This window comes from Exiguobacterium sp. HSB13, from assembly GCF_056764755.1.
On record NZ_JBUZOM010000001.1, the window covers coordinates 1,402,399 to 1,428,226 of the forward strand.

A 25,828-nucleotide genomic window follows, 5' to 3' on the forward strand; every position below is an offset into this window, starting at 1 on the left:
TCATGTCCCCTTTCATGAAAAAAGCGACCTTAAAACCGATTTCTCGATTCGAAGGTCGCTTTTATACCGATCAATCAGCTTATTTGCTGACGATTTCTTTACCTTTGTACGAGCCACATGCTTTACAAACGCGGTGTGAAAGTTTCATTTCACCACAGTTTGGGCACTCGACCATACCTGGTACACGGAGTTTGAAATGAGTACGGCGAAGACGTTTGCGTGTTTTCGACGTTCTGCGGAATGGTACTGCCATCGTTGTCCACCTCCTTGAAAAAATACACTCGCCTTTACTTCAGAAATCAGGAATCCTGATCTTTTTTAAAGAACTGAGCGAGACCCGCGAGTCGCGGATCGATTTTTGGTTCGGTTTCCTCTGGATCTTCTTCAGAAAGAATCGTCCAGCCTTCCCCCTCAACCAACTGATTCTCTTCATCATCCCCATGCACTTGCACTGGCACATGAAGTAAAATCAATTCTTGCACGAGCGGTCGAAGATCGACCGTATTCCCGATCGGTACGTTGATGTCATCTGCTTCGTTCGAAACAGCATCGACTTCGAGCAGGAATGGCTCGATGGATTCAATCTCGAATGGATAAGCGACGTCACTTAGCGTCCGGGCATCCGGAAGCGTCATTTCGCCGGTGATCCGAAGATTGAATATTAATTGATTCGATGTAAACGATGCATTTGCACGAACGTGCACAGGTTGCACCGCCCGGATATCCGGATGGAGGGCGACTAGCTCATTGAGCTCGATCGTCTCGTTAACCTGAAGTTGACCCAGATTGCGCAATTTATTCAATTGCATCAGGGACCATTTCATCCGAATCACCTCAATTGCAACAATATGAATTATAGAGAGGACATCTTGTTTTGTCAATGTTTTTTCTTTACACTGAAATCGCTAGAGAACGAACACTTTTGGACGTCTTTATCCATATTACCGCACTTAATTCGGTTTGCAAAGGAGAAAGTTTTCATGAGGATGACAGCTATCATTTCAGAGTACAATCCGTTTCATAACGGACACTATTATCAAGCGACGACAGCACGACGGGAAACGGATGCCGACGTCATCGTCGCCATCATGAGCGGAACGTTCATGCAGCGTGGTGAACCCGCCTTTACAGACAAATGGACACGTGCTCAGGCAGCGGTCGCGAGCGGTGCCATCGATCTCGTTCTTGAACTCCCCTTCTATTTTGCTGTCCAGCGTGCTGATCGTTTTGCACTCGGTGGTGTGACGATTGCAGAGACGATCGGCTGTCAATCGCTTTCGTTCGGAAGCGAGTGTGGAGACATCGAACCTTTTCTGCATGCGGCAGCGGAACAGATCGAAGAGACACTTGCTTACAAGCAAGCGTTACACGATGGTTTGGCATCTGGTCTCTCTTCTGCTCACGCCGCTAGTCTAGCATTCAAGAGCGTCTCAGGAACGCTTGATTTGACACAACCGAACAATACGCTTGGCTATTATTACGCTCGCGCCGCAAATACCCTATCGCTTCACACGACGAAACGGATTGGAAGTGGCTACCACGACTTATCAACCGGAGACATCATGAGCGCCACCGCGATACGCGCCCATCATCAAACGCACGGTCAGCTGCTCGCACTTCCTGAACAAACCGAAGACGTCTTAGCAAACGCCTCTTTCGCCAACTTTTCGCACTATTATCCGTGGATTCGACAACGTCTACTGACAACCCCAGTACCCGAGTTGATACGAATCGCTGGGATCGACGCTTCGTTAGCGCCACGACTCATCGAAGGGGCGAAACAAGCAACGACGTTCGATACCTTTCTGAATTACGTCAAAACACGCCGTTATACGCGGACGAGCCTGCAACGTGCCCTGATCTATCTGTTGACCTCAACGACAGCAGAGGAGGTCGCACGGATTGATTACGACCATATTAATTTTGTTCGTCCCCTCGCCTTTTCAGAACGAGGACGACAAGCACTCAAAACCATCAAAACGCGGACTACCGTCTTCAGTACCTTTACGAGTCATCCTTGGCTAACGAAAGAAAGCCAAGTGACAGCTGCATATGCACTGCCCTTGGCTCGCTACGACGCGTTGCTCGAACACCGTCGTTTCCCTTATTTTGCTGGAAGTTCTTCTAAATAATCAATCGCATCTTCGACTGTCTTGATCGGAACGAGCTTCATGTTCGTTCCGAGTTTTTTGATGGATGGTTTTGCTTCTTTGTAGTTCTCTCCTGCTGGCACGAACATGATTTCCGCTCCTGCCTCGTCAGCAGCGACGACCTTTTGCCACGCTCCACCAATCGGTCCTACCTTGCCGCCTTCTTCAATCGTTCCTGTTCCAGCGATTTTATGCCCTTTCGCCAAATCCCCCGGCGTCAATTGGTCATAAATTTCAAGGGTGAACATCATTCCAGCAGATGGTCCACCGACACCTTCGACCTGAAACGCAATATCAGGATCCGTCGTCACGTTTGAGATCGGAAGCGGTTCGTAAATGCCGAGCCCGACTCGCTTGACCTCTTTAGATAATTGATCCACTCGAATCGTCGTTTTCTTGTCTTCCGATTTACGCGTGAATTGAATCGGAACAGCTGTTTTTGCTTTTTTTGCTTGAATTGTCTTCATGAAACCTTCGAATGACGTAATCGGTTTTCCGTCAACACTTGTAATGCGATCCCCTGCCTTCAGTTTCCCCTCGGCTGGACCACCGGGAATGACGCCAGAGACGTACACCCCTTCAAAATCGACATCGACCTTTTGATTCGCCAATTCATATGCTTCGATCGTTGCGTTATGTTGCGCTTCTTCCATATACAGCTTCTGACGTGTTTCATACTGTGCGTCCGACTCACCGTCGTACAAATAATCACTTACACTTGATGTTTCGGAGAACGGTAGAAATAAGCTTTCAATGAGAAAGTAAGGCGTGGCCCGACGTTGTGCGATCGTCAGCATCATCAAATCTCCCGGTTCCTTGTCGCCTCCAGATACTTCGATCAAATCTTCTGTCGACGTCGCATCACCTGGATAAGAGATGAAATAAGGAAGTGGTACGAAAAATACGATCAAGGCAGCAACGATAGCTGCTAAGGCGGGTTTCCAAGCTTTCATCACAGTTCTCCTTTCGTATATTTCTGACGTAGCGCCTCTTCGACGGAAGGCGGTACGAGATCGGCAACGGAAGCACCATATTTGGCAGCTTCCTTAACGATCGAAGAACTCAAGAAGGAATACTGATTATTCGTCATCATGAACAGTGTCTCGATTTGATCGTTCATCTTCTTGTTGATGGAAGCGACTTGCATTTCGTATTCAAAATCCGAAACTGCTCGTAGACCGCGGACAATCGCGGTTGCACCGACTTCCGCCGCATAATCGACAAGTAGACCATTAAAGGAATCCACCTTGATTTGAGGTAGGTGCGACGTCACATCGGCAATCAACTCCATCCGTTCCTGAACAGAAAAGAGTGGTTGCTTCGAAGAATTATTCAGTACGGCAACGATGATCTCATCAAAAATCGGAACGGCACGCTCGATGATGTCTAAATGTCCGTTCGTGATCGGATCAAAGCTACCTGGGCAAATGGCGATTCGTTTCATTCGTGGTCTTCCTCCGCTTCCATGAATTCGTACAATGTGATCGAGATGACAGCAGAATAACGAAGTCGACGCACGACTTCTAGCCGTCCGATCCGGTCCGGTAATTCAACAGCAGAGTCATGTTCACAGACGATGACACCGTTGTCCGTCAGCATATCATGTTGCTCTATGTATGTGACATGTTCCGTCAATCGCTCTTTTGCATAAGGAGGGTCTAAATAAATCAATTTAAACGGCTCTTCAGATGCTAGTTCCGCTAAAGCGACAGCAACGTCTTTTTTCAAAACACGTGCTTGATTTGTATAATGCGTCGTTCGTAAGTTATCTTGGATTGTTTGAATAGCTTTATGGTGTTGGTCGACGAACACTGCCTCATCGCATCCTCTTGACAGAGATTCAATCCCAAGACCACCGCTCCCCGCAAACAGATCCAGTGCCCGTCCTCCATTGAAATAAGGACCGATGACGTTGAATAAAGATTCTTTTACCTTATCCGTAGTCGGTCGTGTCTGATCCCCTGGTACTGCTTTTAATCGTGTACCTTTCCGTTCCCCTGAAATGACTCGCATTTCCTTCATTCCTTTCAACAAAGAAGCGACGAGGATGTCCTCATCGCTCCATGGATTATGCTTCTTCTGGCATTTTACCTTTTTTGTTCGCGAACGTCTCCGTGATGAACGGTCGTTCTGAACGTTTGATCGATTCGACGAACGGGAGAGTCGAAATGACTTCCATCACCTGTTCATGTTGATCTAAATCGACATATAGATGAACGTATCGTTCACGTTTAGACGTAAAGTAGACGTTCCCGTAACGGCGTAATTGACGGGATGCTTTCATCGCATTGACATAGACGATGAGTCCCACTCGTTCCTTGATCACGCCAGCCTACCCCCTTCATCTTCGTTATCCGCTACAGCTACAGCTGCCACCGGTCGAACAACCTCCAGCGCATCCTTGATCGAAGAAAGGATTTCCCGTCGGTACTTTGATTTGCGGTGATACTTCCCCAGCGAGCTTCAGACTGATTTGTCCGAGTAACGTCTCGAGTTGTTTTTCCGCCTTTTTAAACTGCGCGACTTCTTCTTGTAAATCAAGTCGCCGTTTGACTTCATGGACCTTTTTCGTGATCGTCTGATAGTCAGGATGGTACCGTCCGAATCGCTGTACGAGTTCGTAGTCCTCCTTGACTTGATGAAAATCGCGAATGACAGCCTGTGCCTCTACTGACTCTTGCTGTGCTTGTTTCGCACATCTATATGCTTGCCCCGTTTCACTTTGAGCGAGAGATCGAATGAGGTCTTCCGCTGCGTTGATGAGGTCAATCGTCTTATCGGTATATATCACAACGAATCTCCTCCTTAACTTTACCATCTTATCATAACATTTCTCTCCCTCCTAGCCTGTTGAATTGTGTATAATTTGTTCAGAAGGAAGGAATGAACTTTATGCAACTGCTCTCTTTTAATATGTTCCGGACGATTGGAATCAAGACGGAACATGCCAAGTCAGATTATCACTTTGATTCCTTAAAAAAAATCGAACAGGCGGATGTCGTCCTGTTCCCGGAATACTGGCAAATCCACTCGATCATCTACGGAATGAAAAAACCGATTTTCCCGTCGGCTGCTACGTTCCACTTAGGTCATGACAAGATTGAGATGACACGGATTTTTCAAACCGTCATTCCGGATAACATCCCTCGGACCGGCATCTACGGAAAAAATGAATTCACTGTCGAACGTGTCTTACGAGAATTTTCGTTTCCGTTCGTTGCTAAGACAGTCCGTAGCTCAATGGGACAAGGTGTCCATCTCATCAAAAATGAAATGGACTGGAAGAAATACACGGATACACACGAGACGTTCTACATTCAGGAGTACATTCCGAATGAGAAAGACTTACGTGTCGTCGTCGTCGGCGATCAAGTCCTTGCTGCGTACTGGCGCGTCGGTGGTGCTCAGTTCTTAAATAACGTCGCTCAAGGTGGTGTCCTTGATTTTGATGATGTGCCACAAGGAGCAATCGACTTCGTGCTCGCTCTCGCGAAACAGCTCGATATCGATCACGCTGGTTTTGATCTTATCATCCGTGACGGACAGTGGTACGTTCTTGAGTTCAATGTTTTCTTCGGTGGAGAAGGACTCAATCATCTTGGTATCCACGCACCGGATACGATTCTTGAATATGTCGAACGAAAATATGGAAGTTCATGAATTCTTCAAAATGACTTCACATCTTTTACGTCATCGTTTCATTCATTATGGTATGATAGTTTGGAAAGACTAGTATCTACTAGCAAACTGGGGTATAGGGGGATTCAAACATGAAGTTTGAACAATATGGTATCGAAGGCAAGGAACTGAAGTTCGGTCTTCTCGAAACAATCATGGAACATCACCGCTTCGTTCGTGAAGGACAGTGGGATTATGAACGCGCGATGTACGACATGAAGTACGAAAAACAATCAACAGGTGAAGTATTCTACCTGCGTGTTCCTGTCTATGCGATCCAAGGCGAGATTGAAGACCGCCATGCTGTCGTTCGTATGATGACACCACTTCTCGGTAAACATTACTATCCACACGGTGTCGAGTATGATGAGACGTTCCCTCCAGAAATCGTCAAAGACTGCGAACGTCGTTTAGCAGCATTGCTCGAAACACTCGAAAAATAAGATTCACACGTAGAGGTTCCAATTAGGAGCCTCTATTTTTTTGTTTTTCATTCTAAACAAAAAAAGCTAACGACCTCGCATCATCTACGAAGTCATTAGCTGTTCTGCCCATCTGATTGTTATTCCTTAAAGTACACGAAACAGCTATTAACGCGCGACGAATTGTACATAAGATACGACATCGTCTCCGAGCTGAATCCCAAGTTGCTCGCGTACATGAAGATAAAGTGCGTGAAGCGACGTTGCCGGTGCACTGACCTTTACGCTAAATGCAATCTCTTCCCGGTCCATCCGTTTGATCCGGGAGTGATGGATTCCATAATCTTCGATCGCACAAGCAAGTAATTCCTCGATGGCTTGAATAGAGACGGTAATATCTCCTTGCATGTACTCTTCATACGTCATCTACCTTCACTCCTTTGCTAATTGTGTGACCGAAGACATGACCTCTTCTAAGTCGACCGGTTCATCCGGTGTCTTCGCCATAGACGAAATCGCCCGTACTTTATTCTCACGGTCCAAAATGAACATTTGTGTTCCGTGTGTCACTAAGCCACTCTCGGCCTTTGAGTAATAGAAGTTCAACTGACGAGTCAGACGATCGATGACGACTGGATCTCCCGTCAATACTTTCCAGCCCTTAGCATCTGCTTCAAAGTTCGAAGCATACTTCTTCAAGACTGTTGGTGTATCGACTTTTGGATCAACTGTCACTGCGACGAGTTCGACGTCACTTCCATACAATTCTTCACTCCGAAGCTTCTTCTCAAGCTTACGGTAATCATTTAATGTCAACGGACAGATATCAGGACAGTTCGAGTAGAAGAACGTCAATACTTTGACTTTTCCATCTTCCGAATTGAATGATTTTCCGTCTACAGCATTCGTTAATTCAAATGGCGTCGGTTCAGCGATGACAGGTAACTTTTCTTTCATGAAGAAATAATAATACCCCCCGGCTGCCGCAACTAAGATAAGGACGACGGCAGCGACCGTCAAGTAACTATTCTTTTTCAAGTTGGCTCCCCCTTAATGACTCCAGATCGCCCGGAATACGTTCGTCGTCTCACCTGGATCGTAGACGACATATAATAAGCAATACACGATCACACCGGTAATGGCTGTCAAAAACCAAACGATTGAGGCAACCGGTCCGATTTTACGGTGACGTGCAAAGTTCTTCTTATACGCGTGATAGAGTGCCATCAAACCGAGCACCCCACCAGATGTCGCAAGAAGGATGTGGAAGATCAAGAATCCTGTGTAATAGGCTTTGACGGATTCTGGACCGCCAAAGGCTGTGTTACCAAGCAGAATCGTCCGCAAGGCATACATGATGAAGAATAATAAAGCGAGTGCAGCTGCAATCGTCATCACGGTTTGGTGAGCTTTCATGTTACGACGCGTTTGGGCGATCAAAAACCAGCCAATCGCTACGAAAATCGCACTGATGACAATCAGCGACACACAAATCAACGGCAAATAACTCATGTTCCAACTTCCTCCAATTTAATCCGCTTTTGGTGTGAAGGACATGCCTTCATCCACGGCAGTACTTTTTGAACGGCGCACCCATGTAAAGAAGGTTAATCCGAAAAATAAACCATACACGAGTTCTTGACCGAGCTTCATGAGGACACCACCAAAGCGTTGGTCCTCTAATAAGTCATCTGTCGTTCCGAGCAATCGTTCCAGGTTCAAGCCGCTCAAATCATTGTTCGGCATACAGTAAGCGAGTACTTTCGCGAACGTCGCCGGATCCTGATACGCTTGATACTGAAAACTTTGACTGAAGATCATGAAGGCACAGGCTGGTGTCAACAACACACCATTCGCTACGATGTACACCATCTTCTTTAGGTCAGAAAGGCTGTCCGCCTCATTGACCGGTGCAATGATCGGATACCACATCGTCATACTCAAGAAAATCAATGTTCCGTGGAACAGACGGTGAACGGTATAGTTCGTTAAGACATAATCAAAAATAAATGGCATGTGATAGAACGTAAACAAGGCATTAAAGACGACAAGTGCAATCAGCGGCTTGATGAAGAAGCGAAGAATCCTCCCAAGATACGGTGTATCAAACAAGCGCTTATAAAGCCACTCTGGTATCGCAATCAACAAGAGCGGCGGTGCGACCATATAGACGAATACCATCTGCAGCATGTGTGCTGAGAACGTGATGTGTGCTAGCAGGTCTAACGGACTTCCAAAACCGATGTAAAAAACGATCAATGCCGCGAGCATCGAAAACTTTTGCCCAAGCGTTGTTTCCGGCTCATCCGGACGACGCAACTTTTCTGTCACGACAGCATATAGGATATACAATCCAACGAGTATCAACGCATAATAAGGACTCCATAAGACAGTCCATTCGAATTGCGAAAGTGCTCCCCTTAAATTGCCTAACATATTTTTTCACCCCGTTCCTTTCTCTTACAAACTAAGATTACCGTTCCCCTATTTCATTGTAAAGGTTTCTCATAAAACGATTCCAAAATAAAAGACCATCCTGCTAAACGTTAGCAGAATGGTCACATTTCTTACCAGATCAACAGACGAAGTGTCGCAACGATCGTCAAGGCGACGAAAATGCCAAGACCCATCATGACTTTGATCCATGTGTTGCCTTTGTTGTTCATATGCATGAACATGTAAAGCTGAAGATAAACCTGAACGATTGCCATGATGATCAAGAAACCACCGGCTGCCCAGTGCGGCATGAGATCAGCCATGACAGCACCGAAAGCGATGAGCGTCAAGAAAATCATGAGTGCGAAACTGATGAGTTGCAGTTGTGTCTCACGACCACGTTCTGCTTTCATCTCAAGCTCGATTTGATTGCGCGTAAGTTGCGGTTCGTGTTTTTCCATCTTATTTCACCATCCCCATGAGGTAGACGACTGAGAAGATAAAGACCCAGACGACGTCAATGAAGTGCCAGTAAAGACTTGAAACATAGTACTTCGGCGCATTCACGACCGTGATGCCACGGTTCCAGTTCCGGATGAGCAATGTCGAGATCCAGAGAAGACCGAACAAGACGTGCGCACCGTGGAAACCGACGAGTGTATAGAAGGCAGAACCAAATGCACTCGACGTGAACGTATGACCGATGTGGTAGTAGTGATTGAACTCATAAATCTCACCCGCTAAGAATGCTAGTCCAAGAACAAGTGTGATGATCAACCACATTTTCATCTTCTTCACATCATTACGTTTCATCGCCATCATCGCAAGAACACTTGTTAATGAACTTGTGAGAAGAAGCATCGTCATGATGAAGACGAGACCCATTTCAAAGATGTCATAACTGCGTAATCCTTCTTTTGCACCGGAGTTATGAAGTCCGATGTATGTTCCGAAGAGAGAGGCGAACAAAGTCGTCTCTCCTCCAAGGAAGAACCAGAAGGCTACATATTTATTCTTACCCTCAAGTGTTGCTTTTTCAACATGATCCGGAATACCCGTGATCGGGTTATTCGGTACTGAATGATGACCCATCTTACTTCGCCTCCTTTTCTGCTTCAAGGCGTAGATCTTCTTCGACGACTGATTTCGGGATGTAGTATCCTTCATCGTCAATCCAAGAACGGAAGAACATCGCGATCAATGTCATCGCAAGACCAATCAAGGCAACGACGAGACCAACAGTTCCATAGTCTAGGCGAAGAATGAATCCGAGACCTGCAAGGAATAGACCGACTGACATGACGAATGGCAAGATCGTGTTATTCGGCATATGGATATCGCCGACTTCTTCCGATACAGAAACTGTTTTGTTCCCTGCCATTTTTTCGAGCCAATACGTATCCAAACCTTTGACGAGTGGAATTTGAGCGAAGTTATACTCTGGAGTAGGAACTGGAAGTGTCCACTCAAGTGTACGTCCATCTCCCCAAACGTCGCGTTTTACATATTCTTTTGACATCAATGCTGCTGCAATCGAGATGACGAGAACGATTGTCGATACGCCCATGAATGCTGCACCGATTGATGAAAGTAAGTTCATTGTTTCCCAGCCTTGGTTTGGCAAGTACGTGAAGACACGACGTGGCATACCTGTAAGACCGAGGATGTGTTGTGGGAAGAACGTCAAGTGGAAGCCGATGAAGAACAACCAGAATTGAATTTTTCCCCAGAACTCGTTGAGCTGTTTCCCGAACATAAGTGGGAACCAGTAGTACAGACCTGCGAAGAGACCGAAGACTACCCCACCAACGATAACGTAGTGGAAGTGAGCGACTACGAAGTAACTGTCATGGTACTGATAATCGGCAGGTGCTACTGAAAGCATGACCCCTGTCATACCACCAACAAGGAATGATGGAATGAACGCGACCGAATAAAGCATCGCGACTGGGAACGTCAACTTACCGCCCCACAGCGTAAAGAGCCAGTTGAAGATCTTGACCCCTGTCGGTACAGCAATCGCCATTGTTGCTACGGCGAAGATCGCGTTTGCAACCGGACCGAGACCAACTGTGAACATGTGGTGGACCCATACCATGAATCCGAGGAAACCGATCAACATTGTCGCAAAGACCATCGTCGTGTAACCGAAGAGACGCTTACGAGCAAATGTAGGAATGATTTCAGAGAAAATACCGAATGCCGGTAAGATCAAGATATAAACTTCCGGGTGACCGAAGATCCAGAAGAGGTGTTCCCAGATGACGATATTCCCGCCCGCTGCCGGGTCGAAGAAGTGCGCTCCGAAGAGTCGCTCGAACGTCAAGAGGAACAATCCAACCGTAAGTGGTGGGAATGCGAAAACGATCAAGGCAGAAGCAACGAATGCTGTCCATGTGAAGAGCGGCATCCGCATCAGTTTCATACCTGGTGCACGCATGTTCAAAATCGTAACGAGGAAGTTAATCCCCCCCATAAGTGTACCGAAACCAGAAATCTGAAGACCTAAAGCGTAGAAATCTACACCAAGAGATTCAGGAACTGTAGAAAGTGGTGCGTACGCTGTCCATCCTGCGTTCGGTGCAGCGCCGAAGAACCAAGAGAGGTTCAGTAAGACTCCACCGAAGAAGAACAACCAAAATCCAAGTGCGTTCAAGAATGGGAACGCAACGTCACGTGCCCCGATTTGAAGCGGTACTGCAGCGTTCATGTATCCAATCAACATCGGCATCGCTGCCAAGAAGATCATCGTCGTACCGTGCATCGTGATCAATTGGTTAAAGAGTTCACCGCTGACGAAATCGTTCATCGGTTTAATCAATTGAAAACGAATCATTAGGGCTTCTACGCCACCGACCAGAAGGAAGAACAATCCAGACATGATGTAGAGAATCCCGATTTTCTTATGGTCGACTGTCGTTAGCCAGTCCATGATGCCGCTTTTTTTCTGCGGCATACCCATAGTATGTGTCCCCACTATGATTCCCCCTTAAAAAATTATTGGAGCTTTTTGTCCAATAGATAATCTGCCAATTCGCTCAATTCTTCATCGCTGATCTGATCTTCAGAGAATCCAGGCATTTTCGTACCTTGTTTCTCTTTTTGAGGATCGCGAATCCATTTTTCGAGGTTCTCTTTATCATGATCGAGGTAACCCGCGATACGTTGACGGTCACCGAAGTTCGTCAAGCTAGGTGCGACTTTTCCGCCACCATGACAGCTGAGACAGTTCTGAGCATAGACTTTCTCGCCAGTCGTCCAGTTCTTTTCATTCTTTTTGTCGAGCTGTTTCGTTTCTGCTTCTTTTGCAGATTTCATGTCTTTCAACCACTGATCGTAGTCATCCTGTTCCATCGCAACGACTTTAAAGTCCATCAATGCGTGGGAAGGACCACACAACTCAGCACATTTACCGTAGTAAGTGCCTGCTTCTTTTGCTTGTAACCACATTTCGTTTTCAAGACCTGGGTTCGTATCTGTTTTACCAGAAAGAGCTGGTACCCAGAATGAGTGAATGACGTCTTTAGACGTCAAGTTAACAGCAACACGTTTACCGACTGGGATGACAAGTTCTTGTCCTGTTGAAACACCTTTGTCTGGGTATTCGAACTCCCACCAGTAGAGATTTGCTGTAACGTTGATTTGTTCGTTTTTCTTCGCTTCTTTTGCATCTGCGAGTTCAACCGTTGTTTTGATCGTCGGAATTGCAAGAACGATCAAGAGAAGAATCGGAATGACTGTCCAGATGATTTCAAGCGTATGGTTCCCTTCAACTTGCTTCGGAACCGTGTTATCACCTGATTTACGACGGAATTTCATAAGTACGTAAATATAAATGACGGCTACGATCGCAAGGACGAACAACATGACCCACAAGCTAAGCTTGATGATCTCAAGTTGCATCTCAGCGCCTTCTCCGCGAGGCTGTAGCGCAGACAATTCCGGAATTCCACAACCTGATAACATGAGTGCCATCAAGCCGATTGGAAGAAGCCGGAAGAGCATTTTTACTGATTTTTTCACAACCATCCCCACTTTCTTTGTCCCCAATTTTGTCTTTCGTAATGGTGTACGTGAATTATGTCAAATCGTTTTAGAGAGAAACGAGTACGACCGTCACGATCCAAGCCGTGAAATAAAAGAGTGAGAAGAAGAACATCTTCGACGCCCATTTGATTTCGGCTTGTTCATCTTGGATCTTCAGACCTTTCAGTCCCATATAGAGCCAATATCCACCGAGCAATGCCATGACGATCATGTAGATGATGCCATAGTGTGCTAAGAGGAGTGATGATGGAATGAGTACTGCAATCCACCATACAATTTGTCGTTTCGTGATCGCGAATCCGTTTACGACAGGTAACATCGGGATACCTGCTGCCCGATACTCCTCTGTCCGTCGCATCGCGAGTGCAAGGAAATGTGGTGGTTGCCACACGAACATGATGAGGAATAAAATCCACGCATCAATGTGAAGCGTCGGAGTGACTGCCGCAAATCCAATGATTGGTGGCACAGCTCCTGAAATACCACCTACGACTGTATTGATCGTGTGCGTCCGCTTTAACCACATCGTATAAATCACGACGTAAACGAATGACCCGATCAATCCGAACACTGCCGCCACATGGTTGACGATCAACAACAATACCGTACCGGTCGCAAGAATACCGAGTCCTAGTGCGAGTATCCGTTGTCCATCCATCTTCCCAGTAACGCTTGGTCTTCCCATCGTCCGTTCCATCTTGTAATCGATGTCCCGGTCAATGTAGTTATTGAGGTAGCAACTTCCGGCAATGACCAATCCACTCCCGAGAAGCGTCCACAGTAACATCCACTTGGTTTGCCATAAATACAACAGGACATCATCCGTTATGTACGATGCCGCTACGACATACCCTGCGAAGACCGTAATCAGATTGGCACGGACAATCCCCATTTTTGCTAGGGTAATATAGTCCTTGAATGTGGGCTGATCTGCTTGCTCAATCGCCATATCCAGTGCCTCTCCAGTAACTTTCGCCATGCTGTTCCCTCCTTTTCACCGTCTGCTTCCGTTTAGCACCTAAGCTTCACGTAATTTCTTCACAGAAATAACACAGACATGCCACGAAACGCCCTTTTCTCTATAAAAGATACCACATATTCAGGACCGTGACGTATGAAAATACTTTCGACATAATGAACAAAATGTGAAATCTATGTGATTTTCATCACAGTTCACCATATTTACCTAATACTAGAATAGCGTTGTTCTAAAAGATTGCAACCCTTTCAGTACTTTTTGTGCGATACTAGTCCTATGGAAATCCATGTATTTCGTATTTTTTTAGAAAGGTGGTGTCCAAATCTTGAATCGAAAGCTTTCGATGTTTTCAGCCTTCGTCACGTTTACGATGATGATCGTCTTGCTGATGGGTGGGACAGTCACAAAAACGGATTCTGGCGATGGTTGTGGAACGGATTGGCCACTCTGTCATGGGGAACTCATTCCGACGAACCCAAGTGTTGAAACGATGATTGAATATAGCCACCGTGCTGTAACTGGAGTCGTTGGACTCTTAATCATCGCCTTATGTCTCTGGACGCTCGTTGCCTTCAAGGATCGACTCGATACGAAGATCTTCGCGTTTCTCGCCTTCATCTTCATGTTGATTCAATCGATCGTCGGCGCTGGTGCTGTCGTTTGGCAACAATCGGACCTCGTCATGGCGTTACATTTCGGTATCTCCTTGATTTCCTTTGCTTCGCTGTTGATTTTGACGTTGTTGATCATGGAGCGTCCGGGTCAGGAATTCAGGGAATCGGTCCCAGCATTCTTACGGAAACTCTTATACGCTCTACTCATCTATACGCTAATCGTCGTATATACCGGTGCTTACGTACGCCACGTCGGCGCTACATATGCTTGCGTTGGTTGGCCTGTCTGTTCTCAACCGTCAATGACGTTCGAAGCGTGGGTGCAGATGATTCACCGGATCATGGCAGGACTATTGTTCCTGTTCACCTTATTCGTCCATGTCGTTGCGATTCGCTTAAAACACCGGACGACAACGATTGGTATGGCGTTTGCGACGTTCTTCATCTCGTGCCAAGTCGCCACTGGGGCTTGGATCGTTCTTGGTGGACATGCAACGTATGTCCCGTTACTCCATGCTTTCTTGATCACATGTTACTTCGGTGTCTTATCTTACTTGACGTACCATGCATTCCGAACGCGCAAGGCAAACAGTCGTCTTCAATAAGATCGTAAAAAAGGATGTTCCTCGCTTGAGGGACATCCTTTTTTCATTATTTGAATCGAGCAATCGCACGCTTTCGTGCTTCGTCGTGTGCGACGATTGGTTCTGGATAGCCATAATCCTTGCGTTGCTCAGCAGTCGGTTCATGAATATACTGCTTTGATAAATCCTTGATTTCCGTAACATACTTTCGAATGAACTCGCCATCCTTATCGAACTTCTTCGATTGAGTCGTCGGATTGAAGACGCGGAAGTACGGAACGGCATCCGTTCCGACTGATGCAGCCCATTGCCACCCCCCGATGTTTGATGCCGCTTCGTAATCAACGAGTTTCTGCTGGAAATACTGTTCGCCTTTCTGCCAATCGACTAACAGGTCTTTTGTCAGGAAAGAAGCGACGATCATCCGTAGACGATTATGCATCCACCCCGTTTGATTCAATTGTCGCATCGCCGCATCAACGATCGGATAGCCCGTCTTGCCCTCACACCACGCTTTGAAGCCCTCTTCATCTTTCTCCCATTCGATTTCCCGATATTGCGTATTGACGGCTTGTCGTTTCGATTCCGGGAAATGCATTAAAATCATGTAATAGAATTCACGCCAGATGAGTTCCGTGATGAAGGTCTGTTTTCCTTTTGATTTTTTTGCCTCCTGAACAGCCGCATAGACCGTTCGAATGCCTATTTCTCCAGTCCGTAAATAGCGGGAGAGTAAGCTTGTACCGTCAACAGCTGGAAGATCACGGTTCTCTTCGTAACCTTCAAGCGATTGTTCGATGAATTTCTTCAAGCGTTGTTTCGCCTGCTTTTCACCAGGATGGAAGACGGCTTCCGACTCTGCCTTTTTAAAATATGCGTCGATGAAACTATTATCGTGCTGACGCTTTTGATAATGATCCCGCAGCGTTTGCCATTTCACTTCATATGGTGCAGGAATGTCTTTTTTCATGAATGCATTCTTATATGGCGTGAATACTTTATAGAACTTTCCATCTTGCTTTTTAATGTCATGTGGGTGAAGAAGATGTCGGTCTAGTAGTCGCTCCGTCTGACGATCTTTACGCTTTTTAATGATTTTTTCATCTCGCGTCTTAAATGGTTCGACATATTCCGCATTAAATAACAAGATGTCCGCATCATCGGTTGCATCTAAGAACGCCTGTTCATCGCCTTCGATGAAACGGATTGGCATCTCTTTCTCTTTGCAGGCATCAGAAAATGTTTCGAGCGCTTGGAAGAAATATTGTTGCCGTGCTTCATATTCTCCGATGTAATCCGGATTGAGCCAAAAGACGAATTCGACCGTCGCCTTCGGATTTTCTTTTAGTAATTCAACAGCACGTGCCAACATGTGATTATCTTGTAATCGAAAATCACTTCGTACCCAACAAATAATGTTCAATCGTATCCTCTCCCACTACGTATTGAATGAAAAACAGGCAGCCCGCCGAGCGTGCGCCTGTTTTTCGTTGTGACCCTTATACGAATTCAATCAGTAAGTCTTGACTCGCGATTGCTTCGCCTTCCTTGACGTGGACGGCTTTGATTTCACCGTCTTCCGGTGCTTGGATCGTCGTTTCCATCTTCATCGCTTCCGTGACGAGGAGTTGCTCTCCTTTACGGACACGTGTACCCGTCTCGACGAGTACCTTCAGCACGCTACCCGGCATGGATGCACCGATTTGTTTCGCGTTGCTTCGATCTGCTTTTGGACGACTTGATGAACTTTCCTTGATACTGATGTCTTTGACTTCGACTTCACGAGGCACACCGTTCATCTCGTAATAGATCGTCCGCATACCATGGTCGTCTGGCTGCCCGATTTGAATCAACTTGAGGTAGAGTGTCTTGCCTCGTTCGATTTCAACCTCGATCGTCTCACCTAAACGCATTCCATGGAAGAATGTATTCGTATCAAGAACAGAAATGTCACCATATCGCGCGACGTACGAACTGTAATCCATGAAGACTTTTGGATAGAGCGCGTAAGCGAGTGCATCAAACTCCGTGACTGGACGTTCAAGTTTTTCAAACAACTCATGTTTGATCGCATCGAAGTTGAGTGGTTCCATCATCTTACCTGGGCGTTCTGTCAGCGGAGCAACTCCCTTGAGAATAGCCTGTTGAACGTCTTGCGGGAAACCATCTGGTGGTGTTCCGAGCTCCCCTTTCATCAGTTCGACGACTGAATCCGGGAAATCAAGTCCACTTGCGCGTTGCAAGACATCTTCTTCTGTCAGATGATGTTGAACCATGAAGAGTGCCATGTCTCCGACGACTTTCGACGATGGTGTGACCTTGACGATATCTCCAAACAGCATATTGACACGCGCATACATCTCTTTGACTTCAGACCAACGATCCGCAAGTCCAACTGCTTTTGCTTGTTGCTGTAAGTTCGAGTATTGTCCACCTGGCATCTCGTGATCATAGACCGTTGGATTCGGTGCGATCATATCGAGTTCGAATGCTTGGTACAGATGACGCACATCCTGCCAATAATCCGAGACCTGTTCAAACTTCTGTGCTGAGACGAGCGGTTGACGTGGATGACCACTTAAGGCATGAATCAAGCTTCCGCCCGCTGGCTGACTTGTCAGTCCTGACATACTTGATGCCGCAACGTCAACGACGTCGACACCTGCATCGATCGCACGCGCATACGTGTAAATCCCGTTCCCACTCGCATCGTGTGTGTGGAGATGGATTGGTAACGATACCGCATCTTTGAGTGCTGATACGAGCGCATAGGCTGCTTCCGGTTTCAAGAGACCCGCCATATCCTTGATCGCAATGATATGAGCGCCGCTTTCTTCCAGTTTTTTCGCCAGATTGACGTAATACGGCAGGTGGTATTTCGGACGATTCGCATCGAATAAGTCCCCTGTGTAACAGACAGCTGCTTCCGCGATTTTACCTGTCGGCAAGACCGCATCGATTGCGAGTTGAATCGACTCCGGGTTGTTCAAGCTATCGAAGATTCGGAAGACGTCGACTCCTGCTTGCGCTGCTTCCTTGACGAACGTGTGAATGACGTTGTCCGGATAGTTTTTGTAACCAACGCCGTTCGCACCACGAAGCAACATTTGAATGAGGACGTTCGGCATCTTTTCACGCAATTTCATCAGACGAACCCATGGATCCTCCGATAAGAATCGGTAGGCGACATCAAACGTTGCGCCTCCCCATGCTTCGACAGAGAACAATTCAGGTAGCAGTTTCGCTTCCGCCTCTGCAATCGCGACGAGATCCTTCGTCCGCATCCGCGTCGCAAGGAGCGACTGATGGGCGTCACGGAATGTCGTATCTGTCAACAAAACGTTTTCCTGAGCTGCCAACCATTTTGCGACGGCTTCTGGACCTTCCGCGTCGAGAATCGCTTTGGCACCTGGTGTATAGTCTGTCGGGAGATTTTTTGGAATCCGGACGTCACGCGCAAGCGGCTTGTCCAATTTTCCGATTCCCGGGAATCCATTGACGGAAACCTCTCCGATGTACGTCAATAGTTTCGTTCCCCGGTCTTGGCGTTTCGGGAAGATGAATAATTCTTGTGTATCATCAATGAACGATGTGTTGTAATCCCCGCTGACGAACGCATGGTGTTTCAAGACGTTGCTTAAGAATGGAATATTCGTCTTGATCCCACGGATTCGGAATTCACTTAAGTTTCGACGCATCTTCGCAACGGCTTGGTCGTATGTCAAACCGTGTGTCGAGATTTTAACGAGCAGCGAGTCATAATATGGTGAAATTTCTGCTCCGACATAAGCGTTCCCACCATCAAGACGTACACCAAAACCACCTGGTGAACGATAGGCTTTAATTTTCCCTGTATCTGGCAAGAAGCCATTCTCTGGGTCTTCTGACGTAATTCGGCTTTGGATCGCAAACCCAAGCATCTTAATGTCTTCTTGTTGCGGAATACCAACGAGGTCGCTATGTAACGATTCGCCTTCAGCAACACGAATTTGTGTCTGGACGATATCAACGCCTGTGATCATCTCCGTAATCGTGTGCTCGACTTGGACACGTGGGTTGACCTCGATGAAATAGAACGATTCATCTTGTGTCACGAGAAATTCGACCGTCCCCGCGTTTTCGTATCCGACATGTTTCATCAACGTGACGGCTGCGTCACAAATCTTTTGTCGCCCTTCGTCTGATAGCGTGACACATGGTGCCACTTCGACGACTTTTTGGTGACGACGCTGTACGGAACAATCACGTTCAAACAAATGAATGATGTTCCCATGAGCATCACCGATGATTTGAACTTCAATATGTTTTGGTCGTTCGATTAATTTTTCGACGTAAATCTCATCCGAACCGAACGCTTTCAAGGCTTCAGATTTCGCACGTTCAATCATGTCTGGAAGCTCTTCTTCTGTCCGGACGACACGCATACCGCGTCCACCACCGCCAAGCGATGCCTTGACCATGAGTGGATAGCCTGCTTCTTTTGCGAACGCATACGCTTCATCAATGGATGAGATCGGACCATCCGTTCCTGGAATGACAGGAAGACCAGCTTCAATCGCCGTCGTCCGTGCCCGTACTTTATCCCCGAATTTATACAGGTGCTCTTCTTGCGGTCCGATGAAGATGATGCCTTCTTCACGGCAACGTTTGGCTAGCTCAATATTCTCAGAGAGGAATCCATAACCAGGATGGATCGCATCACATTCGGCTTTTTTCGCTGTTGCAATGATATCTTCAATGTCGAGATAGGCTTCGATCGGTTTTTTTCCTTCTCCGATCCGGTACGCTTCATCGGCTTTATAGCGATGAAGAGAACCCATGTCCTCTCGCGAATAAATGGCAACGGTACGAATACCGAGTTCTGTCGCTGCACGGAAAACGCGAATCGCGATTTCCCCGCGGTTTGCTACGAGAATCTTCTGGATTTTAGTCAACTGATGCTCCCCCTTTAGTTAATGAGCTCGTGGCACTCATCGAACGTGCAGTCTGCACTTCTTTATGATACGCCATCCGATATTTGTTTTGCATGGAAATGTTCGCCATCACACCAAGCATCGTACTCATGACAAGTAACGATGATCCACCGTAACTGATGAATGGCAAGGTGACACCTGTACCTGGAAACAGACCAGACATCGCCGCGATATTGATACATGTCTGGATGAAGATGATACCCGAAATACCGAGCGCGAGCATGCTCGAGTACAGCGAGACACACCGATTAGCGATGATCGCCCCTTGAATCATCAAGAAGAACAATAGACCGAGTACGACGAGAACCCCGATGAATCCGAGCTCCTCCGAGATGATCGACATGATATAGTCCGTTTCAGGCTCTGGCAGATAACCATACTTTTGAAAACTATTCCCGAGACCGACTCCGAATAATCCCCCGTGGGCAATTGATATGACGGAGTTGATGAGCTGATACCCCTTACCTTCTGCATCAAGGAAGGGATTCAAACTTGCTTGAATCCGTTGCATCTGATTATCCGAAAAATTATTCCATGCGTACAAGAAGATGATTGGTACGGTGACGACACATAACATGATGTAACCACTCGGTAATCCAACTGCGAATAAAATCATCGCTGTGATGAGTAACAGAATGAACAATCCACCGTCATCCGGTTGCATGCGAATGATGATCGCGTAAGGTGCAAGTAATACAATCATCGGAATCAAGATCCAGTCCGAGAAACTAAGTAAAATTCGTCTTCCTGGAGACGTCGCTGGAATTTGACGATGGATAAAGTGATGGACGATCCCAATCACGCCATCCATTTTCCCTTTGTGCTTTTGATCAAAATAACTCGCAAGTCCGACGACGAGCACAAATTTACAAAGCTCGATTGGTTGAATCAAGAAGATACCAAAGTTCAACCATGCGCGAGCCCCGTTTAGTGGTGCCGAAAACAGCGTCGCCATCAACATCAACCATGTAATCGCGTACAAGAGTAAACGAATCACTGGTCCACGGAACACCTCATGGTTTATTTGCGAAACGAAAAGGAACAATACGATCGCCATCGCATCAAACATCAACTGCTTCTCAAAGAAGGACGTATTCGCATAATCTCCACCGTTCCACACGCTCGCACTATAGACCATGACCGTACTGATCGCCATGAGGATGAGCATCGTAAAGAAGAGACCATAGTCAAAAAATGCTCGTTTTTCTTTAAACTTCGCTAACATATGTACACGTCCTTTTTTCATTTTCTAAAAAAAAATACCCAAACGCCGCATTTCACGTTTGAGTAGAAAATCAGCACGTCTCCGCATCATGTAAATCAGATAATTGCTGTTCAAGTGATTCGAGTAATTGTTTCCCCTCACCCGCATCAATCAGTTCAAGACGTACCGCAAAATCAATCTGACGGGATAATCCGAACATTTGTGTATCCAATACTTCCTCGTAAAGAGGACATTGTGGCATCGTTAAATTCGCAAGCTGGACCTCGATCAACCGGCGGATTTTTTGTGCATCCGCTTCTAGTAGCTCAAGAGCGCGCTGGCGATGAACTGTCTCGATTTCAGTTGACAATCCAATCCCTCCTCATCAAATGACGCGTTCCTGTTATAGCTAAACTTTACCTTACTTTCGCCAACAATTCAACGTTTCGGTATAATGGATTTGTTGGACTTACACATTTAGGGGGTAGAACAAATGATTTTTCCGATTAACGGTAAAGTACGGCATCAGTTAACGATTGATCCGACAGTCTGGATCTTTGATGAACGAAAGGTGGCAATCGAGAAAATCGGGCAACCAGCCGACACAAGTGAACAAGAAGCTTACTACGCGAAAATGGGGGCTGCGTGGGATAAAGGTATCATGGAAGGCAGTCGTACGGATCACAATCGTCCGATGACACGTGCTGAAAAAGAAGCCGCGCTTCAAGGGTCATTCGCGATGGCGCTTGCGCCGTTCATCCGGAATGCTGAACTCTTACCGGATGCGATCGCTATTCGTTTTGAAGGCGAAGAAACGGTTGAACTTCCACTTGAGCAACTCGACGAAGTGTATTTGCAGTTCTCACAAGACGGCAAAGTATTAGCAAATGGACCCGTTCATTTGTTGCACGGACATCGGATCGTCAAATCCGTTCATACGGTTACCGTCATATAAGGAAAACGTGGTGCGCCTGATTAGACGCACCACGTTTTTTTATAGTAAATCGGCTGCAAGACGTGCCAAGTTCGAGCGCTCCCCTTTGACGAGTTTGACGTGTCCCGTCATCTTCTCATTTTTGAGTCGTTCTACAGCGTAGGATAAACCATTGGAATACTCATCTAGATACGGATGATCAATCTGTTGCGGATCCCCGACTAACACGATTTTCGAGTTTTCACCGACACGTGTCAAAATCGTCTTCACTTCATGTTTCGTCAAATTCTGCGCTTCATCGATGATGATGAATTGCCCCGGCATACTACGTCCCCGGATATACGTTAATGCTTCCAGTTGAATCGTCTTCATTCCGGCGAGAATGTTACCAAGTTCGTCTCCTGATCCCGTATTGAAAAGGTGTTCGAGGTTATCGTAGATGGGTTGCATCCACGGACGAAGCTTCTCTTCCATTTCACCCGGCAAGTAGCCGATATCGTTTCCCATCGGTACGACAGGACGAGCAACGACCAATTTTTTATATTTATGCTCATCTTCTACTTGAAGGAGACCCGCAGCGAGTGCGAGTAACGTTTTTCCGGTACCTGCCTTACCAACGAGTGTTACAAGTGGTACATCGTCACGTAATAACAATTCAAATGCCATTCGTTGTTGGACGTTTCGTGGAATGACGCCCCAGACTTGATCGACATCGATCGAAAGTGCCCGGATAATCGGCAGGTTCTGATCAACGACGGCGATGGCTGAGGCTTTCGACATATTACTTTTTAAGATGACGAACTCATTCGGTTGCACTTTTTCTGTCAAGACATCCACTGAAAGCCGTTTGTCCTGATAGAAGGCATCAATATATTCCTGATCGACGGTCACTTCGATGAATCCTGTATAAAGACCGGTCAAATCAGCGATATGATCCGTCATATAGTCTTCAGCGACTAATCCATACGCATCCGCTTTGACGCGGACTAAGATATCTTTTGAGACGAGAATGACATCTCGTGGGGGCGCTTCGGTTTGTTGTTCCTGATGAATCGACCACGCCAGTTCAATGATCTTATTATCGTTTGATTCATGCGTAAACGGCGAACCTTCATGAATGGAGTCCCCGATATCGACGCGAAGAATACCGCCGTTTCCGAGTGGCACTCCCGCATGAAGCTGACCCGTTTCTCGTAATTGATCTAAAATGCGAGCTGTTTCTCGTGCATTACGTCCAACCTCATCCATGTTGCGTTTTTTTCCATCTAGTTCTTCTAGTACGATCGCTGGTATGACGACGTCGTGCTCCTGGAATTGGAATAGAGAAAGTGGATCGTGAAGCATGACATTAGTATCAAGTACGTATATTTTTTTCATTCCATCGTTCGCCCCTTTAGAGTCGAGTTTGTGATGAATGTTACGCTTTTAGGATGCGATGAACGAGTTGATCCAACCGTTCAGCTGCCTGTTCATCGTATGTTTTTTCGATAGTTGGTCGTTGTGTGACAGCTGCTCCGTAAAACAAGATGTCACGTACCTCCTCAACGCGTCCCTCATAAAAAGCGAGTGGCAACGGAAGGTCTTCTTGCGGCGTAAACGCCTTGACGTCCGTACATGTTAAGCTGTACGTCGACTGATCTGCAAAAAAGATCAATGTGAAGACCGGATGTTCTCGTAATGTTTTAACGAGATGAGAATCTGCTTCGATTGTAAAACGAATCGTTTGTGAATCCGTCGCATGTACCCAACTGATTGCATGTGTGATGGGCCAATGTTTGGATTGATCATGCGTAATCAAAAAAACGAGTGGTAATTGCGATAGTGCTTCTAGTTGACCTGAGTTGAGCTGTTGTTCAACTTTATTTGCCATGACATCACCCCCTCTACGACTTAGTGATGATATTTCGATATATACTTCTCGTTTCCCTTTTTTACATCTGAATAATCTTCTAATATGATATACTAAGAAAAAAAGGGAGGACCTGACATGCGAGTGAAATGTACGATTTGCGATAAGCGTGAAACGATTGATGATTGGTCCTTCACGGCGAAGCGATTACGCAATAAACCTGTTCGTGTCCATATCTGTGATGAGTGTCGATCACGCGTAGAAGAACGGACACTTGAACGCCACGCTTCTGGACAATTCCATTTATACCCGACTTGGGAAACAAAACGAAAACACTGGTAAACAAAAGGTCTGCGGGGAAATTCCCTGACAGACCTTTTTTATTGTTCATCGATTGATTCGAACGAGTCGATCATCATCTGTCGATGGATTCCCTCTTCCGTCCGTATTATTTGTAATATAGTAAATCGACGTCTCGTCAATCCAGACATCTCGAATCCGACCTTGGTTTTCGACAACCGTCTTGACTTGCTTCGTCTCTAAATCAATCGTTTGTAATCGCTGTCCGACAAGTGTTGCAAAATACAGTGTATTCTCTGCTGTTGCCACTCCACTTGGTGCAACAGATTGTTCTCCTACTTCATACCACGGCGTCACCAGTCCTTCAGCTTGTTCTTTCCCTTCAATCGTCGGCCATCCATAGTTCTTTTGTTCGATTCGGTTGATTTCATCGTGCCCACTTTGTCCATGTTCGCTTGCATACAGTTGATCATCGACGAAAACAAGTCCTTGTGGATTCCGGTGACCGAGACTGTAGACGTATCCTTTTTGATTCCCCTCGAACGGTTCCCCTTCAGATGTGATGCGTAAAATCTTTCCTGCCAACGAATCAATGTCTTGCGCCAGTTCGGGATTCGCTGCGTCTCCTGCTGTGACGTAGAGTGCGCCCTCAGGTCCCCACTCCAGCCGTCCCCCGTTATGAATCGTCGCTCCGGGAATATCATCGAGTAAGACACGTTCTTCCGTCCACTGGTCGCCCTCTTCTTTTATCGCGATGACGCGATTCGTCGCTTGTCCTTGTTTGGCGTACGTATGGTAGACGTATGCTGTCTTATTGTCCTTAAAATCAGGATCGAGTACCATCCCAAGCAATCCACCTTCTCCTTCAGCGAGGACATCCTCTTTCAGCTGAAGGCGCATCCGTTCATAATCATCTTGTTCTCCTTTGACAATCGTTCCTTCACGTTCCGTGATGTAAAATACCTCTCCTTCTCGGACGATATTCCACGGAGCGTTTAGCTCTTTAAATACGACGCCTTCTTGCGCTTGAGATGATTGCGTCGCTTCTTGATCACCTGAATCCTGTTTATTGTTTTCTTGTGTCGTCTGATTCGTTTCCTCTGTTGACGATTCTTCTGACGTTTGCGTACAGCCCATCAGAATACCCGTTAACAGTAGGGGTATGACATACCTTATTTTCACTGTTTTCTCCCCCTTTTAGTATCATTGTTCCCGCTCCGCTTTAAATCATGCATCTGAATTGGCTCAAAAAAAAGAACGAACCTCCGAAGAGATTCGTTCTTTTGATTCATGACACGCTTCCGTCAAGAAGCTGTCCGTTCACGTTCACGCTTGACCATCCACATCCGGAAGCGATAAATACCAAGTACGAAGACCATCGCAAGAAGTACTTCAGGAATCGGCCATGTCCAGAAGACAAGCGTCAATGCTGCCGAGAAGACGGCGAGCAAGAGATAGACGATCAGTGATTTCCACCATGCCAGTTCCTTAGCAAATCCTAACTTAAAGACGACAAGCGTCAAAATGACAACGGTAATCATTAAAGGATAAAATCCCGCTTCGATGTTATTCGGATCACTTCCGATACCGAGAAGTTTCGCGATGAACGGAATATCGTATTTCGAGAAATCAGAAGCAACGGCAGCTTGTGCATTCAT

At 46.4% G+C, this 25,828-nt stretch carries 30 protein-coding genes; 6 read left to right on the top strand and 24 right to left on the bottom strand.

The features are described 5' to 3' along the window. Positions 1–79 precede the first annotated feature (79 nt). Positions 80–253, bottom strand: a complete 174-nt coding sequence (rpmF, locus tag ACZGCQ_RS07580) for a 50S ribosomal protein L32 (protein ID WP_012370841.1) — start codon at positions 251–253, stop codon at positions 80–82. A gap of 46 nt (positions 254–299) precedes the next feature. Next, the gene (locus ACZGCQ_RS07585; RefSeq protein WP_235504895.1) at positions 300–809 is read right to left on the bottom strand and encodes a YceD family protein; all 510 of its coding nucleotides are present in this window, start codon (positions 807–809) and stop codon (positions 300–302) included. A gap of 171 nt (positions 810–980) precedes the next feature. On the opposite strand from ACZGCQ_RS07585, the gene ACZGCQ_RS07590 reads away from it, so the two are divergent. Next, the gene (locus tag ACZGCQ_RS07590; protein ID WP_481265969.1) at positions 981–2,132 is read left to right on the top strand and encodes a tRNA(Met) cytidine acetate ligase; all 1,152 of its coding nucleotides are present in this window, start codon (positions 981–983) and stop codon (positions 2,130–2,132) included. Here ACZGCQ_RS07590 and ACZGCQ_RS07595 read toward each other — a convergent pair. From ACZGCQ_RS07595 to ACZGCQ_RS07615, 5 genes are read right to left on the bottom strand one after another with little or no spacing between them, the layout of a single operon-like run. Then, complete coding sequence (locus tag ACZGCQ_RS07595) at positions 2,105–3,103, bottom strand: SepM family pheromone-processing serine protease (RefSeq protein WP_481265970.1); 999 nt, start codon at positions 3,101–3,103, stop codon at positions 2,105–2,107. The genes ACZGCQ_RS07590 and ACZGCQ_RS07595 overlap by 28 nt on opposite strands. Further along, on the bottom strand, positions 3,103–3,594 hold the full coding sequence (gene coaD, locus ACZGCQ_RS07600) for a pantetheine-phosphate adenylyltransferase (RefSeq protein ID WP_029342153.1): 492 nt from the start codon (positions 3,592–3,594) through the stop codon (positions 3,103–3,105). The genes ACZGCQ_RS07595 and coaD overlap by 1 nt, the downstream gene beginning before the upstream one ends. Then, positions 3,591–4,172 (bottom strand): 16S rRNA (guanine(966)-N(2))-methyltransferase RsmD, encoded by a 582-nt coding sequence (rsmD, locus tag ACZGCQ_RS07605; protein WP_214726951.1) that lies wholly within the window; start codon positions 4,170–4,172, stop codon positions 3,591–3,593. The genes coaD and rsmD overlap by 4 nt, the downstream gene beginning before the upstream one ends. 46 nt (positions 4,173–4,218) lie before the next feature. Further along, positions 4,219–4,476 (bottom strand): YlbG family protein, encoded by a 258-nt coding sequence (locus tag ACZGCQ_RS07610; protein WP_023468818.1) that lies wholly within the window; start codon positions 4,474–4,476, stop codon positions 4,219–4,221. 24 nt (positions 4,477–4,500) lie between these two features. Further along, complete coding sequence (locus tag ACZGCQ_RS07615) at positions 4,501–4,941, bottom strand: YlbF/YmcA family competence regulator (protein ID WP_029342155.1); 441 nt, start codon at positions 4,939–4,941, stop codon at positions 4,501–4,503. A 122-nt stretch (positions 4,942–5,063) separates the two neighbouring features. On the opposite strand from ACZGCQ_RS07615, the gene ACZGCQ_RS07620 reads away from it, so the two are divergent. Both ACZGCQ_RS07620 and ACZGCQ_RS07625 read left to right on the top strand, forming a co-directional pair. Beyond that, entirely contained in the window at positions 5,064–5,810 is a 747-nt protein-coding gene (locus tag ACZGCQ_RS07620) for an ATP-grasp domain-containing protein (protein WP_235609831.1), read from the top strand. Positions 5,811–5,920: 110 nt separating this feature from the next. Beyond that, entirely contained in the window at positions 5,921–6,271 is a 351-nt protein-coding gene (locus ACZGCQ_RS07625) for a YugN family protein (protein WP_023468821.1), read from the top strand. Positions 6,272–6,418: 147 nt separating this feature from the next. Here the strand turns inward: ACZGCQ_RS07625 and ACZGCQ_RS07630 are convergent, their stop codons facing one another. The 9 genes from ACZGCQ_RS07630 to cyoE form a co-directional block, all read right to left on the bottom strand. After that, positions 6,419–6,676: a hypothetical protein gene (locus ACZGCQ_RS07630; RefSeq protein ID WP_214726942.1), complete on the bottom strand. Its 258-nt coding sequence runs from the start codon at positions 6,674–6,676 to the stop codon at positions 6,419–6,421. A gap of 6 nt (positions 6,677–6,682) precedes the next feature. After that, complete coding sequence (locus ACZGCQ_RS07635; protein ID WP_029342158.1) at positions 6,683–7,288, bottom strand: SCO family protein; 606 nt, start codon at positions 7,286–7,288, stop codon at positions 6,683–6,685. A gap of 12 nt (positions 7,289–7,300) precedes the next feature. Next, positions 7,301–7,762: a DUF420 domain-containing protein gene (locus ACZGCQ_RS07640; RefSeq protein ID WP_023468824.1), complete on the bottom strand. Its 462-nt coding sequence runs from the start codon at positions 7,760–7,762 to the stop codon at positions 7,301–7,303. An 18-nt stretch (positions 7,763–7,780) separates the two neighbouring features. Next, entirely contained in the window at positions 7,781–8,686 is a 906-nt protein-coding gene (gene ctaG, locus ACZGCQ_RS07645; RefSeq protein WP_023468825.1) for a cytochrome c oxidase assembly factor CtaG, read from the bottom strand. A 131-nt stretch (positions 8,687–8,817) separates the two neighbouring features. Continuing rightward, a complete protein-coding gene (locus ACZGCQ_RS07650) occupies positions 8,818–9,147 on the bottom strand; it encodes a cytochrome C oxidase subunit IV family protein (RefSeq protein ID WP_029342160.1) in 330 nt (109 codons plus the stop codon). Position 9,148: 1 nt separating this feature from the next. Continuing rightward, positions 9,149–9,778, bottom strand: coding sequence for a cytochrome (ubi)quinol oxidase subunit III (locus ACZGCQ_RS07655; protein WP_029342161.1), 630 nt, complete (start codon positions 9,776–9,778; stop codon positions 9,149–9,151). Position 9,779: 1 nt separating this feature from the next. Next, entirely contained in the window at positions 9,780–11,648 is a 1,869-nt protein-coding gene (gene ctaD, locus ACZGCQ_RS07660) for a cytochrome c oxidase subunit I (RefSeq protein ID WP_029342162.1), read from the bottom strand. Between the two features lie 35 nt (positions 11,649–11,683). Next, positions 11,684–12,715, bottom strand: coding sequence for a cytochrome c oxidase subunit II (gene coxB / locus ACZGCQ_RS07665; protein ID WP_081834728.1), 1,032 nt, complete (start codon positions 12,713–12,715; stop codon positions 11,684–11,686). 64 nt (positions 12,716–12,779) lie between these two features. Continuing rightward, positions 12,780–13,712: a heme o synthase gene (gene cyoE, locus ACZGCQ_RS07670; protein WP_023468830.1), complete on the bottom strand. Its 933-nt coding sequence runs from the start codon at positions 13,710–13,712 to the stop codon at positions 12,780–12,782. 325 nt (positions 13,713–14,037) lie between these two features. Here cyoE and ACZGCQ_RS07675 point away from each other — a divergent pair, with 325 nt between their 5' ends. Beyond that, positions 14,038–14,931: a COX15/CtaA family protein gene (locus ACZGCQ_RS07675; RefSeq protein ID WP_029342165.1), complete on the top strand. Its 894-nt coding sequence runs from the start codon at positions 14,038–14,040 to the stop codon at positions 14,929–14,931. A gap of 46 nt (positions 14,932–14,977) precedes the next feature. On the opposite strand, the gene ACZGCQ_RS07680 is transcribed toward ACZGCQ_RS07675, so the two are convergent. The 4 genes from ACZGCQ_RS07680 to ACZGCQ_RS07695 form a co-directional block, all read right to left on the bottom strand. Next, entirely contained in the window at positions 14,978–16,333 is a 1,356-nt protein-coding gene (locus ACZGCQ_RS07680) for a cryptochrome/photolyase family protein (protein WP_481265971.1), read from the bottom strand. A gap of 76 nt (positions 16,334–16,409) precedes the next feature. Then, complete coding sequence (locus ACZGCQ_RS07685) at positions 16,410–19,844, bottom strand: pyruvate carboxylase (protein ID WP_481265972.1); 3,435 nt, start codon at positions 19,842–19,844, stop codon at positions 16,410–16,412. Further along, a complete protein-coding gene (locus tag ACZGCQ_RS07690; RefSeq protein ID WP_481265973.1) occupies positions 19,837–21,108 on the bottom strand; it encodes an FtsW/RodA/SpoVE family cell cycle protein in 1,272 nt (423 codons plus the stop codon). The genes ACZGCQ_RS07685 and ACZGCQ_RS07690 overlap by 8 nt, the downstream gene beginning before the upstream one ends. A 70-nt stretch (positions 21,109–21,178) precedes the next feature. Continuing rightward, positions 21,179–21,457: an Fpa/YlaN family protein gene (locus ACZGCQ_RS07695; protein WP_023468835.1), complete on the bottom strand. Its 279-nt coding sequence runs from the start codon at positions 21,455–21,457 to the stop codon at positions 21,179–21,181. A 123-nt stretch (positions 21,458–21,580) separates the two neighbouring features. On the opposite strand from ACZGCQ_RS07695, the gene ACZGCQ_RS07700 reads away from it, so the two are divergent. Further along, positions 21,581–22,042 carry a hypothetical protein gene (locus ACZGCQ_RS07700; RefSeq protein ID WP_481265974.1) on the top strand — a complete coding sequence of 154 codons (462 nt, stop codon included), beginning with the start codon at positions 21,581–21,583 and terminating at the stop codon, positions 22,040–22,042. A gap of 39 nt (positions 22,043–22,081) precedes the next feature. Here ACZGCQ_RS07700 and ACZGCQ_RS07705 read toward each other — a convergent pair whose 3' ends face one another. Both ACZGCQ_RS07705 and ACZGCQ_RS07710 read right to left on the bottom strand, forming a co-directional pair. After that, positions 22,082–23,398 (bottom strand): PhoH family protein, encoded by a 1,317-nt coding sequence (locus tag ACZGCQ_RS07705; RefSeq protein WP_481265975.1) that lies wholly within the window; start codon positions 23,396–23,398, stop codon positions 22,082–22,084. A gap of 40 nt (positions 23,399–23,438) precedes the next feature. After that, positions 23,439–23,891 carry a PNPOx family protein gene (locus ACZGCQ_RS07710; RefSeq protein WP_149427636.1) on the bottom strand — a complete coding sequence of 151 codons (453 nt, stop codon included), beginning with the start codon at positions 23,889–23,891 and terminating at the stop codon, positions 23,439–23,441. Between the two features lie 117 nt (positions 23,892–24,008). Here ACZGCQ_RS07710 and ACZGCQ_RS07715 point away from each other — a divergent pair, with 117 nt between their 5' ends. Further along, positions 24,009–24,212 (top strand): YlaI family protein, encoded by a 204-nt coding sequence (locus ACZGCQ_RS07715; protein WP_029342171.1) that lies wholly within the window; start codon positions 24,009–24,011, stop codon positions 24,210–24,212. 45 nt (positions 24,213–24,257) lie between these two features. Here ACZGCQ_RS07715 and ACZGCQ_RS07720 read toward each other — a convergent pair whose 3' ends face one another. Next, a complete protein-coding gene (locus ACZGCQ_RS07720; RefSeq protein WP_481265976.1) occupies positions 24,258–25,352 on the bottom strand; it encodes a PQQ-dependent sugar dehydrogenase in 1,095 nt (364 codons plus the stop codon). 122 nt (positions 25,353–25,474) lie between these two features. After that, positions 25,475–25,828: a YlaH-like family protein gene (locus tag ACZGCQ_RS07725; RefSeq protein WP_023468841.1), complete on the bottom strand. Its 354-nt coding sequence runs from the start codon at positions 25,826–25,828 to the stop codon at positions 25,475–25,477.

Coding starts and splice junctions, on each gene's coding strand:
- ACZGCQ_RS07620 (WP_235609831.1), top strand. CDS start 5,064: ATGTTCCGGACGATTGGAATCAAGACGGAACATGCCAAGTCAGATTAT.
- ACZGCQ_RS07625 (WP_023468821.1), top strand. CDS start 5,921: ATGAAGTTTGAACAATATGGTATCGAAGGCAAGGAACTGAAGTTCGGT.
- ACZGCQ_RS07590 (WP_481265969.1), top strand. CDS start 981: ATGAGGATGACAGCTATCATTTCAGAGTACAATCCGTTTCATAACGGA.
- coaD (WP_029342153.1), bottom strand. CDS start 3,594: ATGAAACGAATCGCCATTTGCCCAGGTAGCTTTGATCCGATCACGAAC.
- ctaG (WP_023468825.1), bottom strand. CDS start 8,686: ATGTTAGGCAATTTAAGGGGAGCACTTTCGCAATTCGAATGGACTGTC.
- ACZGCQ_RS07705 (WP_481265975.1), bottom strand. CDS start 23,398: ATGAAAAAAATATACGTACTTGATACTAATGTCATGCTTCACGATCCA.
- ACZGCQ_RS07595 (WP_481265970.1), bottom strand. CDS start 3,103: ATGAAAGCTTGGAAACCCGCCTTAGCAGCTATCGTTGCTGCCTTGATC.
- coxB (WP_081834728.1), bottom strand. CDS start 12,715: ATGGTTGTGAAAAAATCAGTAAAAATGCTCTTCCGGCTTCTTCCAATC.
- ACZGCQ_RS07690 (WP_481265973.1), bottom strand. CDS start 21,108: ATGTTAGCGAAGTTTAAAGAAAAACGAGCATTTTTTGACTATGGTCTC.
- ACZGCQ_RS07710 (WP_149427636.1), bottom strand. CDS start 23,891: ATGGCAAATAAAGTTGAACAACAGCTCAACTCAGGTCAACTAGAAGCA.
- ACZGCQ_RS07630 (WP_214726942.1), bottom strand. CDS start 6,676: ATGACGTATGAAGAGTACATGCAAGGAGATATTACCGTCTCTATTCAA.
- ACZGCQ_RS07725 (WP_023468841.1), bottom strand. CDS start 25,828: ATGAATGCACAAGCTGCCGTTGCTTCTGATTTCTCGAAATACGATATT.
- ACZGCQ_RS07655 (WP_029342161.1), bottom strand. CDS start 9,778: ATGGGTCATCATTCAGTACCGAATAACCCGATCACGGGTATTCCGGAT.
- ctaD (WP_029342162.1), bottom strand. CDS start 11,648: ATGGGTATGCCGCAGAAAAAAAGCGGCATCATGGACTGGCTAACGACA.
- ACZGCQ_RS07585 (WP_235504895.1), bottom strand. CDS start 809: ATGCAATTGAATAAATTGCGCAATCTGGGTCAACTTCAGGTTAACGAG.
- ACZGCQ_RS07715 (WP_029342171.1), top strand. CDS start 24,009: ATGCGAGTGAAATGTACGATTTGCGATAAGCGTGAAACGATTGATGAT.
- rpmF (WP_012370841.1), bottom strand. CDS start 253: ATGGCAGTACCATTCCGCAGAACGTCGAAAACACGCAAACGTCTTCGC.
- ACZGCQ_RS07650 (WP_029342160.1), bottom strand. CDS start 9,147: ATGGAAAAACACGAACCGCAACTTACGCGCAATCAAATCGAGCTTGAG.
- ACZGCQ_RS07700 (WP_481265974.1), top strand. CDS start 21,581: ATGATTTTTCCGATTAACGGTAAAGTACGGCATCAGTTAACGATTGAT.
- cyoE (WP_023468830.1), bottom strand. CDS start 13,712: ATGGCGAAAGTTACTGGAGAGGCACTGGATATGGCGATTGAGCAAGCA.
- ACZGCQ_RS07640 (WP_023468824.1), bottom strand. CDS start 7,762: ATGAGTTATTTGCCGTTGATTTGTGTGTCGCTGATTGTCATCAGTGCG.
- rsmD (WP_214726951.1), bottom strand. CDS start 4,172: ATGAAGGAAATGCGAGTCATTTCAGGGGAACGGAAAGGTACACGATTA.